Below are 17,386 nucleotides of genomic sequence, written 5' to 3'. Positions count from 1 at the left end.
TGAGCCGCACGCCGGTCGTAACGACGATGACGTCAAGGAGGCGAGCCGTGACGACGACGCCTACGGCCCCAGCCGCACCCACCGTGAAGAGAGACCGCACCCACTACCTCTATATCGCGGTGATCGCCGCGGTGGCGCTCGGTATCCTCGTGGGGCTCATCTGGCCCGACGCCGGTGTCGAGCTCAAGCCCCTCGGTACCGGATTCGTCAATCTGATCAAGATGATGATCTCGCCGATCATCTTCTGCACGATCGTGCTCGGGATCGGGTCCGTACGGAAGGCCGCCAAGGTCGGTGCCGTCGGCGGTATCGCGCTCGGCTACTTCCTGGTGATGTCGCTGGTGGCGCTCTCCATCGGCCTCGTCGTCGGCAACATCCTGCACCCCGGTGACGGGCTGCACCTCACCGAGGCCCTCAAGGCCAGCGGGCACAGCCAGGTGGACGCCGAGGCGCTCGGCCCGGTCGACTTCGTGCTGTCGATCATCCCGACGACCTTCGTCTCCGCCTTCACCGAGGGCCAGGTGCTGCAGACGCTGCTCATCGCGCTGCTCGCCGGGTTCGCGCTGCAGGCCATGGGGTCGGTGGGCCAGCCGGTGCTGCGCGGTGTCGAGCACATCCAGCGGCTCGTCTTCCGCATCCTCGGCATGATCATGTGGGCCGCGCCGATCGGTGCCTTCGGCGCGATCGCCGCCGTCGTCGGGTCCGCCGGGCTCGACGCGCTCAAGAGTCTCGCCGTGCTGATGCTCGGCTTCTACGTGACCTGTGTGCTCTTCGTCTTCGTGGTGCTCGGCGCGCTGCTGCGGATCGTCGCCGGACTGAACATCTTCACGCTGTTCAAGTACCTCGCCCGGGAGTTCCTGCTGATCCTGTCCACCTCCTCCTCCGAGTCCGCGCTGCCGCGGCTCATCGCGAAGATGGAGCACCTGGGCGTCAGCCGGGCCGTGGTCGGCATCACCGTGCCGACCGGCTACTCCTTCAACCTCGACGGCACCATGATCTACATGACCATGGCCTCGCTGTACATCGCCGACGCCCTCGGGACGCCGATGTCGATCGGCGAGCAGATCCCGCTGCTGCTCTTCCTGCTGCTGGCCTCCAAGGGCGCGGCGGGCGTCAGCGGCGCCGGTCTGGCCACGCTGGCCGGCGGTCTGCAGTCGCACAAGCCCGCGCTGGTCGACGGCGTCGGCCTGATCGTCGGCATCGACCGCTTCATGAGCGAGGCCCGCGCCCTGACGAACTTCGCGGGCAACTCCGTCGCCACCGTCCTGATCGGTACCTGGACGAAGGACATCGACAAGGCGCGGGTGCGGCAGGTGCTCGCGGGCGAGCTGCCCTTCGACGAGACGACGCTGCTGGACGAGGGCCGGAGCACCACGCCCGAACTGCCCGAGCAGCGCGAGGAGCTGGCCAAGGCATAGGGCTCCCGCATACCGCCGGACGTCCGGCCCGGCCTGAACCCGGGCCGGCCGTCCGGTCACCGCTCTCCGGGCGGCTGAGAACTCCCCCGTTGCTCAGCCGCCCGGAGGCATGTCCACCGGCAGTGCCCTCCCGCCCGCTTGTCGGCCGTATCCACTAACGTGCCGTTCCGGTTCCACCGGAACGGCAACGGCACATCTGCAGGGAGGCACGGGGGATGAAGATCGACTGGGATCGGCGGCACTGCGCGCGCAAGGGACATGTGACCTATGCCCCGGACGACCCGCGGCTGCGGGTCCGGCTGCACGCGCAGACCGCCGTCGGGGACGTGTGGCGCTGTCTGCGCTGCGGGGACTTCGTGCTCGGCGAGCCGCACGGCTCGGGGCCGGCCGACGACGCCCCGCTGGTGCCGCGCGGGAAGGTGCTGCGGGACCTGTTCATCCTGCGCTTCCTCGCGATCGAGCGGGCCGTGCGCGGGGTGTTCATCGTGCTGGTCGCGGTCGCGGTGTGGAAGTTCTCCAACAGCCAGGACGCGGTGCGCCGGCTGTTCAACGAGTACCTGGACACCTTCCGGCCGGTCTTCCGGCACTTCCACTACGACCTCGACCACTCACCGGTCGTCGGTTCTATACAGAAGGCCTTCGGCTACAAGCACTCCACGCTGCTGCTGGTGGCGGGACTGCTGCTGGCGTACGCGCTGATCGAACTCGTCGAGGCGGTCGGCCTCTGGTACGCCAAGCGCTGGGCCGAATACCTGACCGTGGTGGCCACGGCCGCCTTTCTGCCGCTGGAGATCTACGAACTCACGGAGAAAGTCAGCTATCTGAAGATCGCCACTCTGGTGCTGAACATCCTCGCGGTGCTCTATATCGCCCTCGCCAAGCGGCTGTTCGGGCTGCGCGGCGGGCGCCGGGCCTTCGAGGAGGAGCGGCACAGCGCCTCGCTGCTGGAGGTCGAGGAGTCCGCGGGGGTCGCGCCGAGCTTGCGTTGACGTCGGCGTCAAGTCGTACGGTCGTGGACATGCGAATCGGCGAGCTGGCCGCACGGGCCGGGACCACCACGCGCACCCTGCGGTACTACGAGGCGCGCGGGCTGCTGCCCGCGCGGCGTTCCGGGAACGGTCACCGGACGTACGACGAGAGCGATCTCAGGCTGCTCACGCAGATCCGGACGCTGCAGGACTTCGGGTTCGAGCTGGAGGAGACCCGGCCGTTCGTGGAGTGTCTGCGGGCCGGGCATCCGGAGGGCGACACCTGCCCCGCCTCGCTCGCGGTCTACCGGCGCAAGCTGGCGGAGCTGGACGCGCTGATCGGCGAGTTGCAGGCGGTGCGGGCGACCGTCGGGGCCCAGCTGGTGCGGGCCGAGCGGGCCAAGGACGAGCTGGCCGCCGAGGCGCTGGTTCCGGGGGGTCCGGAGCCGACCTGCGAACTGGGAGGGTCCAGACGATGATCAAGGCGGCGGGTGTGGCCGAGGTGACGGACGCGGACTTCGCGGCGGAGGTGATCGGGGCGGAGCTGCCGGTGCTGGTGGAGTTCACCGCCGACTGGTGCCCGCCGTGCCGGCAGATGGGGCCGGTGCTGACCGCGCTCGCGGCGGCGGAGGGCCACCGGCTGAAGGTGGTGCAGCTGGACGTGGACACCAACCCGGAGACGACCAACGCCTACAAGGTGCTGTCGATGCCGACGTTCATGGTGTTCCGGGGCGGCGAGCCGGTGCGGGCGATGGTGGGTGCCCGGCCCCGGCGGCGGCTGCTGGAGGAACTGGCCGACGTCCTGGACTGAACCGACCGCTTATACGAAGAATCCCCCGGGCAATTGCGCTCGGGGGATTTCTTTGCGTATATTCAAGAGTTCGCGACCCAAAGCCATTGGATCGCGGAGAAGTTCAGTGAGCACAGTATATCTGGGCGGGAGCGGAATTGTCAAACACCGAATTTCCAGACGATGAATTGCGGCACGAGCAGGAATTCATCGACGGACTGTACGCACGGGTGGACGCCCTGCGCGGCGACACCGAGGACTCGGTCGCGGACGCCCTCGCCCTCGGCGACAAGCCGATGCAGGCCCGCCTGGAGCGGGACATCCTGGTCGCCGAGCGCTCCGGGCTGCTCGCCGCACTGAACGCCGTGGACGGCTCGCTGTGCTTCGGCCGCATCGACCTCACCTCCGGCACCCGGCACCACATCGGGCGGATCGGGCTGCGGCTGGACGACACCGAGCGCACCCCGGTCCTCGTCGACTGGCGTGCCGAGGTCGCCCGCCCCTTCTACCTGGCCACCGGCCACACCCCGATGGGCCTGCGCCGCCGCCGGCACATCGCCACCGACGGCCGCCGGGTCACCGCCCTGCACGACGAGATCCTCGACCTCGGCGACCGGGAGCGCACCGGGCACGAGGACCCGTCCGGCGACGCGGTGCTGCTGGCCGCCCTCGACTCGGCCCGCACCGGCCGGATGAACGACATCGTGCAGACCATCCAGGCCGAGCAGGACGAGATCATCCGCGCGCCGCACCGGGGGGTCCTGGTGGTCGAGGGCGGCCCGGGGACCGGAAAGACGGCGGTCGCGCTGCACCGCGCCGCCTTCCTCCTCTACGAACACCGCGAGCTGCTCGCCAAGCGTGCCGTCCTGATCGTCGGCCCCAACCCCGCCTTCCTCGGCTACATCGGCGAGGTGCTGCCCTCGCTCGGCGAGACCGGAGTGCTGCTGGCGACCGTCGGCGAGCTGTTCCCCGGGGTGCGGGCGACGGCCGCCGACACCCCCGAGGCGGCCGCCGTGAAGGGCCGCGCCGACATGGCGGACGTGCTCGCCGCCGTCGTACGGGACCGGCAGACGCTGCCCGACCCCGTCCTGGCCATCGAGCACGACCGCGAGGTCCTGATGCTCGACGACGGCCTGGTGAACATGGCCCGGGAACGCACCCGCGCCGCCGGGCTCCCGCACAACGCGTCCCGCGAGTACTTCGAGGGCCACATCCTCAACACCCTCACCGAGCTGTACGCCGAACGCGTGGGCACCGACCCCTTCGACGGCAGCAGCCTGCTCGACGCCTCCGACATCACCCAGATCCGCGACGAACTCGCCGAGAACCCCGAGGTCTGGTCCGCCGTCGACCAGCTGTGGCCGCTGCTCACCCCGCGGCGCCTGCTCGCCGACTTCCTTTCCGCCCCCGAGGGGTACCTCGGCGCCGAGGACGCGGCCGCGGTCCGCCGCCCGGTGACCCGGGCCTGGACGGTCTCGGACGTCCCCCTCCTCGACGAGGCGGCCGAACTGCTGGGCGTCGACGAGCGCGTCGCCCGGGCCCGGGCGGAACGCGAGCGCGAGACGCAGATCGCGTACGCCCAGGGCGTCCTCGATGTCTCCTACGCCTCCCGGACCTACGAGTTCGACGACAAGGAGGACGAGGACTCCGAGGTGCTGTCCGCGCACGACATCATCGACGCCGAGCGCTTCGCCGAGCGCCAGGAGGAGGAGGACTTCCGCAGCGCGGCCGAACGCGCGGCGGCCGACCGGACCTGGGCGTTCGGGCACATCATCGTGGACGAGGCGCAGGAACTCTCCCCGATGGCCTGGCGGCTGCTGATGCGGCGCAGCCCGACCCGCTCGATGACCCTGGTCGGCGACCCGGCCCAGACGGCGGAGGCGGCGGGCGTGGGTTCCTGGTCGGAGATCCTGCACCCCTATGTCGAGGACCGCTGGGACCACACCCGCCTCGGCGTCAACTACCGCACCCCGTCCGAGATCATGGACCTCGCGGCGGCCGTGGTCCGCGCGGAGCACCCGGACTTCGAGCCGCCCAGCTCGGTCCGCTCGACGGGCGTACGGCCGTGGATCCGGCAGGCGGCCGACGACCTCCCGAGCGCGGTCGCGAAGGCCGTCGTCGAACTCACCCCCGCCGAGGGCCGCCTCGCGGTGATCGCCCCGCGCGACCTGCACCGCTCCCTGGCCGCCCGCCTGGACGGCGTCACAGCCGGCGCCGAACCCGACCTGACGCAGACCGTCGTCCTCCTCGACCCGCGCCAGGCCAAGGGCCTTGAGTTCGACTCCGTCCTGGTGGTGGAGCCGGGACGGTACGGCACCAGCGACCTCTACGTGGCCCTGACCCGGGCGACCCAGCGACTGGGGGTGCTGCACACCGGCGGCCTGCCGGACGGGCTCAGGCAGGCCGCAGCCACACCGTAGCCAGCGGCGGCAGGGACAGGCGGATGCTCGTGGGGCGGCCGTGGGAGGGGTGGTGTTCCGGCTTCACCGGGTCGGGGTTGGTGACACCGCTGCCGCCGTAGCGGGCCGCGTCGGTGTTGAGGGTCTCGTGCCAGGCGGGGATCTCGTCCGGGACGCCCAGGCGGTAGTCGTGGCGGACCACGGGGGAGAGGTTGGCGACGGCGAGGAGCGGGGTGCCGTCGGCGTCCAGGCGAAGGAACGCGAAGACGTCGTCCTCCGCCGCGTCACCCACGATCCACTGGAAGCCGTCCGGGTCGGTGTCCCGCTGCCAGAGGGCCGGGGTCGCGGAGTAGACCGTGTTGAGGTCGCGGACCAGGTCGCGCACGCCCCGGTGGTCGGCCTCCGCGCCGTAGCCGGGGTCGAGCAGCCACCAGTCCGGGCCGCGCGCCTCCGACCACTCCGCGCCCTGGGCGAACTCCTGGCCCATGAACAGGAGCTGCTTGCCGGGGTGGGCCCACATGAAGGCCAGGTAGGCGCGGAGGTTGGCGCGTTGCTGCCACCAGTCGCCGGGCATCTTCGAGACCAGCGAGCGCTTGCCGTGCACGACCTCGTCGTGGGAGATGGGCAGGACGTAGTTCTCGCTGTACGCGTAGACCATCGAGAAGGTCATCTCGTGGTGGTGGTACTTGCGGTGCACCGGCTCGTGCCGCATGTACTCCAGCGAGTCGTGCATCCAGCCCATGTTCCACTTCAGGCCGAAGCCGAGACCGCCGGAGTCGGTGGCGCGGGTGACACCCTCCCAGGCCGTCGACTCCTCGGCGATCGTGACGACACCCGGGGTCCGCCGGTACACGGTCGCGTTCATCTCCTGCAGGAACGCCACCGCGTCCAGGTTCTCCCGGCCGCCGTGCTCGTTCGGCGTCCACTGGCCCGGCTCGCGCGAGTAGTCGAGGTAGAGCATCGAGGCGACCGCGTCCACCCGCAGCCCGTCGATGTGGAACTCCTCGCACCAGTACACCGCGTTGGCGACCAGGAAGTTGCGCACCTCGCGGCGGCCGAAGTCGAACTCCAGGGTGCCCCAGTCGGGATGGGTGGCCCGCTGGGGGTCCTCGTGCTCGTACAGCGGGCGCCCGTCGAACTCGGCCAGCGCCCAGTCGTCGCGCGGGAAGTGCGCCGGTACCCAGTCCATCAGCACACCGACGCCGGCCCGGTGCAGCGCGTCGACCAGGTACTTGAAGTCGTCGGGGGTGCCGAGGCGGGCCGTCGGCGCGTAGAAGCCGGTGACCTGGTAGCCCCAGGAGCCGCCGAACGGATGCTCGGCGACCGGCATCAGCTCGACGTGCGTGAAGCCCAGGTCCCGGACGTAGGCGGGCAGTTGCTCGGCGAGCTCGCGGTAGGTCAGGCCCGGACGCCAGGACGGGAGGTGCACCTCGTAGACCGAGAAGGGGGACTCGTGGACGGGGGTGTCGCCCCGGTGGGCCATCCACTCCGCGTCGGCCCACTCGTGCCGGGACGCGTCCACGATCGACGACGTGTCCGGCGGGGTCTGGGTACGGCGGGCCATCGGATCCGCCCGCAGGGTGTGCGAGCCGTCCGGGCGGGTGATGTCGAACTTGTACAGCTCGCCCTCGCCGATGCCCGGCACGAACAGCTCCCAGATCCCGGAGGACCCCAGCGACCGCATCGGATACCCGGTGCCGTCCCAGAAGTTGAAGCCGCCGGCCAGCCGCACGCCCCGCGCGTTCGGCGCCCACACCGCGAACCGGGTGCCGGCGACGCCCTGGTGGGTGGTGGGGTGCGCGCCGAGCGCCTCCCACAGCCGCTCGTGCCGCCCCTCGCCGATCAGATGGAGGTCCAGATCGCCCAGGGTGGGCAGGAAGCGGTACGCGTCCTCGACCTCCTGGACCGTCCCGTCGTACTCCACGAGGAGGCGGTGGACCGGCACCTCGGTGAGGGGGAGCAGGGCGGAGAAGAAGCCGTCGCCGTCGTCGTGGAGTCCGGTGCGCAGGTCCTCGCCGGCGACGACCGTCACCGCGCGGGCGTACGGGCGGAACGCGCGCACGGCGACCCCGCCCGGGACGGAGTGCGCGCCGAGGACCGCGTGCGGGTCGTGATGGGTGCCGTGCAGCAGCCGCTCACGGTCGCCGTCGGCTACGGACACGGGGTTCTTGGAGGTCACGGACGCGTCTCCCGGGATCAGTTCGGGTCGGGGGTGGCCAGGCGGTGTATGGCCGACAGCGGTACGGGGAGCCAGTCGGGGCGGTGCCGGGCCTCGTAGACGACCTCGTAGACGGCCTTGTCGGTCTCGTAGGCCCGCAGCAGGACGGGATCGGTGCGCGGGTCGGTGCCGGTGATCTCGGCGTAGCCGGAACAGTAGGCCGCCCGGCAGCGGCGCGCCCAGCCGGGGTCGGCCGGGGTCACCGAGTGGGCCGCGTAGTCGAAGGAGCGCAGCATCCCGGCGATGTCCCGGACCACCGGCTGCGGCATCCGGCGCTCGGCCAGCGGGCGGGCCGGCTCGCCCTCGAAGTCGATCAGCGACCACTCGCCCGACGGCGAGCGCAGGCACTGCCCCAGATGCAGATCGCCGTGCACTCGCTGGGCGGTCCAGGTACTGCCCTCGGCGGCCAGCTGGGCCGGCGCCCGGTAGGCGGACCGCAGCCCGTCCTCGTACGGCCGCAGCGCCGGTACCGCCTGTGCGGCCGCCTCCAGCCGCTCCACCATCCCCGCGACCTGCGACTCCAGCTGGCTGCGCCCGAGGGTGACGGTCGGCAGCGCCCGGGCCAGCGCGGTGTGCACCTCGGCGGTGGCCCGGCCCAGCGCCCGCGCCTCGGCCGTGAAGTCCTCGCCCTTGGCCAGCTCCCGCAGCGCCAGCTCCCAGCCGTCGGTCGCGCCGCGCACGAAGGGCTGGAGCACGGCCAGCACGTACGGTTCCCCGCCCAGCTCCGCCCGCAGCCAGGCGGTGGGGGCGGGCACCCGGGCACAGCCCTCGCGGGCCAGCGCCAGGGGTATCTCCAGGTCGGGGTTGACGCCGGGCACCACCCGGCGCAACAGCTTCAGGATGAACGTATCTCCGTAGACGACCGAGGAGTTGGACTGCTCGGCGGTCAGCAGGCGGGCCACCAGCCCGTCGCGTATCTCCTGGCCGGGGTCGCGCTCGAAGCGCAGCCCGCCGATGCGGGCCCGGGTGCGCAGGGCCTCCAGCAGCATCTCGGCGGGCCGGGGGTCGTACAGGGCGTCGTACACCGTGCGGCCGGCCAGCGGGCCGTCGGTCACGTGTCCGATCAGCGCGGGCGCCAGCCGGGGCGGCAGCGCCTCGCGCACGCCTATGAGGAGCTGGTAGCAGTCGCCGGCCCCGGCGGGGGCGGGCGGCTGCTGGGCGCGGACCAGCAGATGGTGCAGGCCGAGCCGGCTGTCCGACGGCAGGAGTTCGGTCTCGGCCACCGTGGCGAAGCCCGTGACCGGGCGGCCCTTGCCGGCGAACCAGCGCTGCCGGGGCAGCCAGTCGCGCAGGAGCGGGTCGAGCGAGGCGAGCAGAGGGGGCGTGGAGGGGGTGACCGTTTCCGCCATGGCGGTACGTCCTTTCCCCGGGTCGTCGGGGGCGTTATGGATGCGTGCCCCGGGCGGGGCGGGGGAAACCAACCGCCGCCCGGGGAGGATTGCGCCGGGTCCGCTGAGTGTTCGGTTCTTCGACTGCGGGCCGGTGGGGGCCGGTCGCGCAGTTCTCCGCGCCCCTTGAGGGGCGCTCACACCTAGGCCGGCTCCGCGCGCAGCCGGAACCAGTAGAAGCCGTGCCCCGCCAGGGTCAGCAGATACGGCAGCTCGCCGACCGCCGGGAAGCGCACCCCGCCGAACAGCTCCACCGGATGGCGTCCGTTGAAGCGCCTGAGGTCCAGCTCGGTGGGCTGGGCGAACCGCGAGAAGTTGTGCACGCAGAGGACGAGATCGTCCTCGTACTCCCGCAGGAACGCGATGACCGCCGGGTTCGACGACTGGAGCTCGGTATAGGACCCCAGTCCGAAGGCAGGATTCTGCTTGCGGATCTCGATCATGCGGCGGGTCCAGTGCAGCAGCGAGGACGGCGACGACATGGACGCCTCGACGTTGGTGACCTGGTAGCCGTAGACGGGGTCCATGATGGTCGGCAGGTACAGCCGCCCCGGGTCGGACGACGAGAAGCCCGCGTTGCGGTCCGGCGTCCACTGCATGGGGGTGCGGACGGCGTCGCGGTCGCCGAGCCAGATGTTGTCGCCCATGCCGATCTCGTCGCCGTAGTAGAGGATCGGCGAGCCGGGCAGGGAGAGCAGCAGGGCGGTGAAGAGTTCGATCTGGTTGCGGTCGTTGTCGAGGAGGGGGGCGAGGCGGCGGCGGATGCCGATGTTGGCGCGCATCCGTGGGTCCTTGGCGTACTCGGCCCACATGTAGTCGCGTTCCTCGTCGGTGACCATCTCCAGGGTCAGCTCGTCGTGGTTGCGCAGGAAGATGCCCCACTGGCAGCCGGACGGGATGGCCGGGGTCTTGGCGAGGATCTCGGAGACCGGGTAGCGGGACTCTCTCCGCACGGCCATGAAGATCCGGGGCATGACCGGGAAGTGGAACGCCATGTGGCACTCGTCGCCGCCGCTGCGGTAGTCGCCGAAGTAGTCGACGACGTCCTCAGGCCACTGGTTCGCCTCCGCCAGGAGCACCACGTCCGGGTACTGGGCGTCGATCTCCTTGCGGACCCGCTTCAGGAAGTCGTGGGTCGCGGGGAGGTTCTCGCAGTTGGTGCCCTCGCTCTGGTAGAGGTACGGCACCGCGTCCAGCCGGAAGCCGTCGATGCCCAGGTCCAGCCAGAAGCGGAGCGCGGAGAGGATCTCCTCCTGGACGGCCGGGTTCTCGTAGTTGAGGTCCGGCTGGTGGGAGAAGAAGCGGTGCCAGTAGTACTGCTTGCGGACCGGGTCGTAGGTCCAGTTGGAGACCTCGGTGTCGACGAAGATGATCCGCGCGTCCTGGTAGCGGTCGTCCTTGTCGTCCCACACGTAGTAGTCGCCGTACGGACCCTCGGGGTCCTTGCGCGACTCCTGGAACCAGGGGTGCTGGTCGCTGGTGTGGTTCATGACGAAGTCGATGATGACGCGCATGCCGCGCTGGTGGGCGGCGTCGACGAACTCCACGAAGTCGGCGAGGTCACCGAACTCCGGGAGGACGGCCGTGTAGTCGGAGACGTCGTAACCGCCGTCCCGCAGCGGGGACTTGAAGAAGGGCGGCAGCCAGAGGCAGTCGACGCCGAGCCACTGCAGATAGTCGAGTTTCGCGGTCAGGCCCTTGAGGTCGCCGATGCCGTCGCCGTTGCTGTCCTGGAAGGAGCGGACCAGGACCTCGTAGAAGACGGCGCGTTTGAACCAGTCGGGATCCCGGTCCTTGGCGGGCGTGTCCTCGAAGGTGTCCGGGACGGGTTCGTTGACGATCATTGTGTGGGTGACCCTCCGATCCGCGGGGACGGTCGCAGGACGGTGAGGATGTGCGCGGCCCGGTGACCCGGCTCCAGGCGCACATAGTTGGCCCTGCCCCAGTTGTAGGTTTCGCCGGTGAGCTCGTCGCGCACCGGCATCGACTCATGCCAGTTCAGGCCGAGTTGCGGCATGTCCAACGAGACCGTGGCCTCCTGGGTGTGGTGGGGGTCGAGGTTGACGACCACCAGAACCGTGTTCGATCCGCTCCGCTTGCTGTAGACGATCACCTCCTCCTTGTCGGCATGGTGGAAGTGGATGTCGCGCAGCTGCCGCAGGGCCGGGCTGGTGCGGCGGAGGGTGTTGAGGCGGGTGATGAGCGGTGCGATCCCGGTCGTCTCGGCTTGTGCCCAGTCGCGGGGCTTGAGCTGGTACTTCTCGGAGTCGAGGTATTCCTCGCCGCCTTCCCTGAGCGGGGTGTTCTCGCAGAGTTCGTAGCCGCTGTAGATGCCCCAGGTGGGGGAGAGGGTGGCGGCGAGCACGGCGCGGGCCTCGAAGGCGGGGCGGCCGCCGTGCTGGAGGTAGGCGTGCAGGATGTCCGGGGTGTTGGCGAAGAAGTTCGGCCGCATGTAGGGGGCGGTCTCGGCGGCGAGTTCGGTCGCGTACTCGGTGAGTTCCTGCTTGGTGTTGCGCCAGGTGAAGTACGTGTACGACTGCTGGAAGCCGACCTGGGCGAGGGTGCGCATCATCGCGGGCCGGGTGAACGCCTCGGCGAGGAAGATCACGTCCGGGTCGGCCGTGTTGATCTCGCTGATGACCCGCTCCCAGAACACCACCGGTTTGGTGTGCGGGTTGTCGACGCGGAAGATCCGCACCCCGCAGGACATCCAGTGCCGCAGCACGCGGACCGTCTCGGCGATCAGGCCGTCCAGGTCGGCGTCGAAGGCGATGGGGTAGATGTCCTGGTACTTCTTCGGCGGGTTCTCGGCGTAGGCGATGGTGCCGTCGGGCCGGTGGTGGAACCACTCCGGGTGCTTCTCCACCCAGGGATGGTCCGGCGAGCACTGCAACGCGAAGTCCAGGGCGACTTCGAGGCCGTGCGACCGGGCCTGCTCCACGAACCACTGGAAGTCCTCCAGGGTCCCCAGGTCCGGATGGACCGCGTCGTGCCCGCCCTCCGGCGAACCGATCGCCCAGGGCACGCCCACGTCTTCCGGGCCCGGGGTCAGGGTGTTGTTGCGGCCCTTGCGGAACGTCGTGCCGATCGGATGGATCGGCGGCAGGTAGACGACGTCGAAGCCCATGTCCGCGATCGGCTTCAGCCGCCGGGCCGCTGTCCGGAACGTGCCGTGCGGCCGCTCAGGTGTCCCTTCCGACCGCGGGAAGAACTCGTACCAGGAGCCGTACAGGGCGCGTTCGCGCTCGACGAGCAGCGGCAGCGGCTCGGAGGCGGTGACCAGCTCCCGCAGCGGATGCCGGGCCAGGACCTTGTCGACCTCGGGGGTGAGGGCGGCGGCCAGGCGCCAGGGGGCGGGCCGTTCCTCGTCGCGCAGGGCGGCGACGGCGGCCAGCAGGATCTCCCGCTTCCTGGCCTTCGGCACCCCGGCGGCGGCCTGTTCGTAGAGCCGGGCGCCCTCCTCCAGGACCAGTTCGGTGTCGATGCCCGCCGGGATCTTGATCTTTGCGTGGTGGCGCCAGGTGGTGACCGGATCTCCCCATGCCTCGACCTGGTAGGTCCAACGGCCCGGTTTCCCGTCCGCGGTGACGGTGGCGCCCCAGCGGTCGGTGCCGGGGGCGAGCTCCCGCATCGGCGTCCAGGGGCCCGGGCGGCCCTTGGGGTCCTTCAGTACGACATTGGCGGCGACGGCGTCATGGCCCTCGCGGAAGACGGTGGCGGTGACCTCGAACGACTCCCCGGTCACCGCTTTGGCGGGCCGGCGTCCCTGCTGGATCAGGGGGCGGACGTCGAGGACGGGTATGCGGCCGACGGCGGTGGCCTCGTCCGCGGGGGGTGTGGCGCCGGGTGACGTGCGCCGTATCGGAGGTGCTGACGGCTGGTGCGTGGCGGGCATGACCGCTCCTGTCCGCGGCAACGAGGGTGTGGGCGGATGGGTGGTGGGGAGATGGGTCCTGCGGGTGGGTCCGGAGGGTGTACCTGAAGGTTGTACCGGTGCGCGGTATCTGTGCTGTGTCTGCGGGGTGTACCGGAGGAGCCTTCCCACCCTATTCGGGTGGGCAATCCGGCACTTTGTTAACTACTCAGCCGTATGTCTACGCACAAGACCGGCCCCGTTCTCGACCGAACGGGGCCGGTGGCGTGATCCCGCGCCAGAAACCGCTTTACGCCTTCGGCACCCGCAGGAGCCTGTTGGGCGAACCGAGCCCCGCACCGGACACCTTCCCGCTCGCCGCCCCCGCAATCAGGGCCTTGGCGACCTGGGCCGGGGGCGCCTTGGAATGGCCGGAGAGATAGAGCGCGGCGGCGCCCGCCACGTGCGGTGCCGCCATCGACGTACCCGAGTAGGTCGCCGTGGCGGTGTCGCTCGCCCTCCCGTCCGAGGTGATGGCCACGCCCGGGGCGAACAGGTCGACGGCGGCGCCGTAGTCGGAGAAGCCGGCGCGGGCGTCGGTGCGGTCGGTGGCGCCGACGGTGAGGGCCTGCGGGACGTCGGCCGGGGAGGAGAGGGCGACCGGTACGCCCTCGTTGCCGGCCGCGACCGTGTAGGTCACCCCGGATCTGATCGAGTTCCGTACGGCGGCGTCGAGCTGGGCGCTGTGCGGGCCGCCCAGGCTGAGGTTGGCGACCGCCGGTCTGCGGGCGTGCGCGGTGACCCAGTCGATCCCGGCGATGACCCGGGCGGTGGTGCCCGTGCCCGTGTTGTCCAGGACCCGCACGGAGACGACCCGGGCCTTCTTGGCGACGCCGTACCGGGTGCCGGCGATGGTGCCGGCGACATGGGTGCCGTGGCCGTTTCCGTCGCCGGCGGAGCGGTCGTTCCCGACGAAGTCCCAGCCGTAGCTCGCGCGTCCGCCGAAGTCGGCGTGGGTGATCCGGATGCCGGTGTCGATCACGTAGACGGTGACGCCCGCGCCCCCCGACGCCGGCCAGCTGTAGGACCGGTCCAGCGGCAGACCGGCCTGGTCGACGCGGTCGAGCCCCCAGGACGGCGGGTTCTGCTGGGTGCGCTCCAGCTGTACGCGGCTGTCCTGGACGACGGAGGCGACCCGCGAGTCGGCGGCGAGCCGTCCGGCCTGTCTCGCGTTCGCCTCGACGGCGTAGCCGTTCAGCACACTGTCGTAAGTATGGCTTATTTTCGCCCCATAGCGGGCGGCGACGGCCTTCCCGGCCGCCGACGCCCCCTCGACCCCCGCTTTCAGGGTCACCAGATAGCTTCCGCCGACCGAGCCGGGCCGGCCGGCCCCGACCACGGTCCCCTCCGAAACGGCGTGCGCGGGCAGGGTGGCCGACGACAGCACCGCGGCCGTGACGACCGCGGTCAAGCCCCCCGCCAGACGCAGACGCCGGGTGCGCGTCCGTGACATGGCTGTGAGTCCCCCTCCTCAGCTCAGGCAGGCAGGGTCTCGCGCGGACCCGGACCCCACAAGAAGGCGTGACGGCAACCGGCCCGTCCGGCGCCGCAACCCCCGACGGCACCCCCGGCACCGGTACTGTCTGAGGGACTCCGAGCCGCACACCGCCGTACGGCTCTCACCGCGAACGCGTGGAGTGGAAACGTGAAGGCGATCCGTCGGTTCACCGTCCGTCCCGTTCTCCCCGACCCCCTGCGCCCCCTCAGCGACCTGGCCCGAAATCTGCGCTGGTCCTGGCACACCGAGACACGTGACCTCTTCCAGTCCGTCGACCCCGAGGGCTGGGCCGCCTGTGAGGGCGACCCGGTGCGGCTGCTCGGGAGCGTGCCCCCGGCACGGCTGGCCGAGCTGGCCGGTGACCGGCGGTTCCTGCGCCGGCTGACCGCGGTCGCCGACGACCTGGGCGACTACGTGACCGGCGACCGCTGGTACCAGACCCGGCCCGAGTCCGCCGGACTCCCGGCCGCCGTCGCCTACTTCTCACCCGAGTTCGGCATCACGGCCGCCCTGCCCCAGTACTCGGGCGGCCTCGGCATCCTGGCCGGCGACCACCTCAAGTCGGCCAGCGACCTCGGCGTCCCCCTGATCGGGGTCGGTCTCCTCTACCGGCACGGCTACTTCCGGCAGACCCTGTCCCGGGACGGCTGGCAGCAGGAGCACTATCCCGTCCTCGACCCCAACGAACTCCCCGTCGCGCTGCTGAAGGAGGCCGACGGCACCCCCGCCCAGGTCTCCCTCGCGCTGCCCGGCGGCCGGCTGCTGCGCGCCCGGATCTGGCTGGCCCAGGTCGGCAGGGTGCCGCTGCTGATGCTGGACTCCGACGTGGAGGAGAACGACCTCGGCGAACGCGGGGTCACCGACCGGCTCTACGGCGGCGGCAGCGAACACCGCCTGCTCCAGGAGATGCTGCTGGGCATAGGGGGTGTGCGCGCCGTACGGACGTACTGCCGGCTCACCGGCCACCCGGAACCCGAGGTCTTCCACACCAACGAGGGCCACGCGGGCTTCCTCGGCCTGGAGCGGATCGCCGAACTGGCCGCCACGGGGCTGGACTTCGACGCGGCCCTGGAGGCGGTCCGCGCGGGCACCGTCTTCACCACCCACACCCCCGTCCCGGCCGGCATCGACCGCTTCGACCGGGAGCTGGTCGCCCACCACTTCGGCCCGGACGCGGAACTCCCCGGGATCGCCGTGGAGCAGATCCTGCGCCTCGGCATGGAGACCTATCCCGGCGGCGAGCCCAACCTCTTCAACATGGCCGTGATGGGGCTGCGGCTCGCCCAGCGCGCCAACGGGGTCTCGCTGCTGCACGGCAGCGTCAGCCGGGAGATGTTCTCCGGACTGTGGCCGGGGTTCGACCCCGACGAGGTGCCGATCACCTCCGTGACCAACGGGGTGCACGCCCCGACCTGGGTGGCTCCCGAGGTGGTGCGGCTGGGCGCCCGGCAGCTCGGCGACCGCCGTACCGAGGAGGCGCTGACCGTCGGCGGGCCCGAGCGCTGGGACGCCGTCGGGGACGTCGCCGCCCAGGAGATCTGGGACCTGCGCCGCAGCCTGCGCGAGCAGCTGGTCCTGGAGGTGCGGGAGCGGCTGCGGGCGTCCTGGCGGCAGCGCGGCGCGGGCACGGCCGAGCTGGGCTGGATCGACCAGGCCCTCGACCCCGACGTGCTGACCATCGGGTTCGCGCGCCGCGTCCCCTCGTACAAGCGGCTCACGCTCATGCTGAGCGACCGGGACCGGCTGATGGACCTGCTGCTCCACTCCGAGCGGCCGATCCAGATCGTGGTGGCCGGAAAGGCGCACCCGGCGGACGACGGCGGCAAGCGGCTGGTGCAGGAACTGGTCCGGTTCACCGACGACCCCCGGGTCCGGCACCGGATCGTCTTCCTGCCCGACTACGGCATGGCGATGGCGCAGAAGCTGCTGCCCGGCTGCGACATCTGGCTCAACAACCCGCTGCGCCCGCTGGAGGCGTGCGGGACGAGCGGCATGAAGGCGGCCCTGAACGGCGGCCTCAACCTCTCGGTCCTGGACGGCTGGTGGGACGAGTGGTTCCAGCCCGACTTCGGCTGGGCGATCCCGACGGCGGACGGCGTCGGCACCGATCCCGACCACCGGGACGACATCGAGGCCGCCGCCCTCTACGACCTCCTCGAACAGCGCGTCACCCCGCGCTTCTACGAGCGCGGCCGGACCGGACTGCCCGACCGCTGGATCGAGATGGTCCGCCAGACCCTGACCCTGCTGGGCCCGAAGGTGCTGGCGGGCCGCATGGTCCGCGAGTACGTCGAACGCCTCTACACCCCCGCGGCCCACGCCCACCGGTCCATGACCGGGGACGCGGCCCGTGAACTGGCGGTCTGGAAGGGCCGGGTGCGGGCCGCCTGGCACGGTGTCTCGGTGGACCACGTGGCGACCACCACCGCCACGGCCACGGCCGAACTCGGCACCACCCTCGCCCTGCGCGTCCGCGTCCGCCTCGGCGACCTCGGCCCCGACGACGTGGAGGTCCAGGCGGTCTCCGGCCGCGTCGACCCGGAGGACCGCATCACGGACGCCACGACGGTCCCGCTGAAGCCGACCGGCGGCCCGGACCTGGAGGGCCACTGGACCTACGAGGGCCCCCTCGCCCTGGACCGCACCGGCCCCTACGGCTACACGGTCCGCGTCCTGCCCTCCCACCGGCTGCTGGCGTCCGGCGCGGAACTGGGGCTGGTGACGGCTCCTTCGGAGGGCGCGGTGGAGGGGGCCGGGGTGCTGATGCGCTGACCCGGACCCGGGGCGAGGCGGC

Annotated in this window: 11 protein-coding genes; 6 read left to right on the top strand and 5 right to left on the bottom strand. The window is 71.3% G+C overall.

Going from position 1 to position 17,386, the window contains the following annotated elements; translation table 11 throughout:
• Window positions 1–26 precede the first annotated feature (26 nt).
• The 5 genes from ACGFZS_RS32045 (at window position 27) to ACGFZS_RS32025 (ending at window position 5,596) form a co-directional block, all read left to right on the top strand.
• On the top strand, window positions 27–1,418 hold the full coding sequence (locus ACGFZS_RS32045) for a cation:dicarboxylate symporter family transporter (protein WP_393798000.1): 1,392 nt from the start codon (window positions 27–29) through the stop codon (window positions 1,416–1,418).
• Window positions 1,419–1,633: 215 nt separating this feature from the next.
• Window positions 1,634–2,407, top strand: a complete 774-nt coding sequence (locus ACGFZS_RS32040) for a DUF2127 domain-containing protein (protein ID WP_365693063.1) — start codon at window positions 1,634–1,636, stop codon at window positions 2,405–2,407.
• Window positions 2,408–2,436: 29 nt separating this feature from the next.
• On the top strand, window positions 2,437–2,865 hold the full coding sequence (locus ACGFZS_RS32035) for a MerR family transcriptional regulator (RefSeq protein ID WP_393797999.1): 429 nt from the start codon (window positions 2,437–2,439) through the stop codon (window positions 2,863–2,865).
• Window positions 2,862–3,197 carry a thioredoxin family protein gene (locus tag ACGFZS_RS32030; protein WP_393797998.1) on the top strand — a complete coding sequence of 112 codons (336 nt, stop codon included), beginning with the start codon at window positions 2,862–2,864 and terminating at the stop codon, window positions 3,195–3,197. Before ACGFZS_RS32035 ends, ACGFZS_RS32030 begins: the two co-directional genes overlap by 4 nt.
• Window positions 3,198–3,364: 167 nt before the next feature.
• Window positions 3,365–5,596: a HelD family protein gene (locus tag ACGFZS_RS32025; protein WP_393797997.1), complete on the top strand. Its 2,232-nt coding sequence runs from the start codon at window positions 3,365–3,367 to the stop codon at window positions 5,594–5,596.
• Here ACGFZS_RS32025 and glgB read toward each other — a convergent pair.
• The 5 genes from glgB to ACGFZS_RS32000 form a co-directional block, all read right to left on the bottom strand.
• Window positions 5,571–7,775 (bottom strand): 1,4-alpha-glucan branching enzyme, encoded by a 2,205-nt coding sequence (gene glgB, locus ACGFZS_RS32020; RefSeq protein ID WP_393798034.1) that lies wholly within the window; start codon window positions 7,773–7,775, stop codon window positions 5,571–5,573. The genes ACGFZS_RS32025 and glgB overlap by 26 nt on opposite strands.
• Window positions 7,772–9,142: a maltokinase gene (locus tag ACGFZS_RS32015; RefSeq protein WP_393797996.1), complete on the bottom strand. Its 1,371-nt coding sequence runs from the start codon at window positions 9,140–9,142 to the stop codon at window positions 7,772–7,774. Before ACGFZS_RS32015 ends, glgB begins: the two co-directional genes overlap by 4 nt.
• A 182-nt stretch (window positions 9,143–9,324) precedes the next feature.
• Window positions 9,325–11,025, bottom strand: a complete 1,701-nt coding sequence (treS, locus tag ACGFZS_RS32010) for a maltose alpha-D-glucosyltransferase (RefSeq protein ID WP_393667077.1) — start codon at window positions 11,023–11,025, stop codon at window positions 9,325–9,327.
• On the bottom strand, window positions 11,022–13,076 hold the full coding sequence (locus ACGFZS_RS32005) for an alpha-1,4-glucan--maltose-1-phosphate maltosyltransferase (protein ID WP_393797995.1): 2,055 nt from the start codon (window positions 13,074–13,076) through the stop codon (window positions 11,022–11,024). The genes treS and ACGFZS_RS32005 overlap by 4 nt, the downstream gene beginning before the upstream one ends.
• Before the next feature lie 268 nt (window positions 13,077–13,344).
• The gene (locus tag ACGFZS_RS32000) at window positions 13,345–14,547 is read right to left on the bottom strand and encodes a S8 family peptidase (RefSeq protein ID WP_393797994.1); all 1,203 of its coding nucleotides are present in this window, start codon (window positions 14,545–14,547) and stop codon (window positions 13,345–13,347) included.
• 192 nt (window positions 14,548–14,739) lie between these two features.
• Between ACGFZS_RS32000 and ACGFZS_RS31995 the strand changes: the two genes are divergently transcribed.
• Window positions 14,740–17,364 carry a glycosyltransferase family 1 protein gene (locus ACGFZS_RS31995; RefSeq protein ID WP_393797993.1) on the top strand — a complete coding sequence of 875 codons (2,625 nt, stop codon included), beginning with the start codon at window positions 14,740–14,742 and terminating at the stop codon, window positions 17,362–17,364.
• Window positions 17,365–17,386 lie beyond the last annotated feature (22 nt).

It is taken from the genome of Streptomyces sp. NPDC048288, assembly GCF_043201555.1.
Lineage (GTDB): Bacteria > Actinomycetota > Actinomycetes > Streptomycetales > Streptomycetaceae > Streptomyces.
This window is presented reverse-complemented; position numbering and strand designations above follow the sequence as displayed.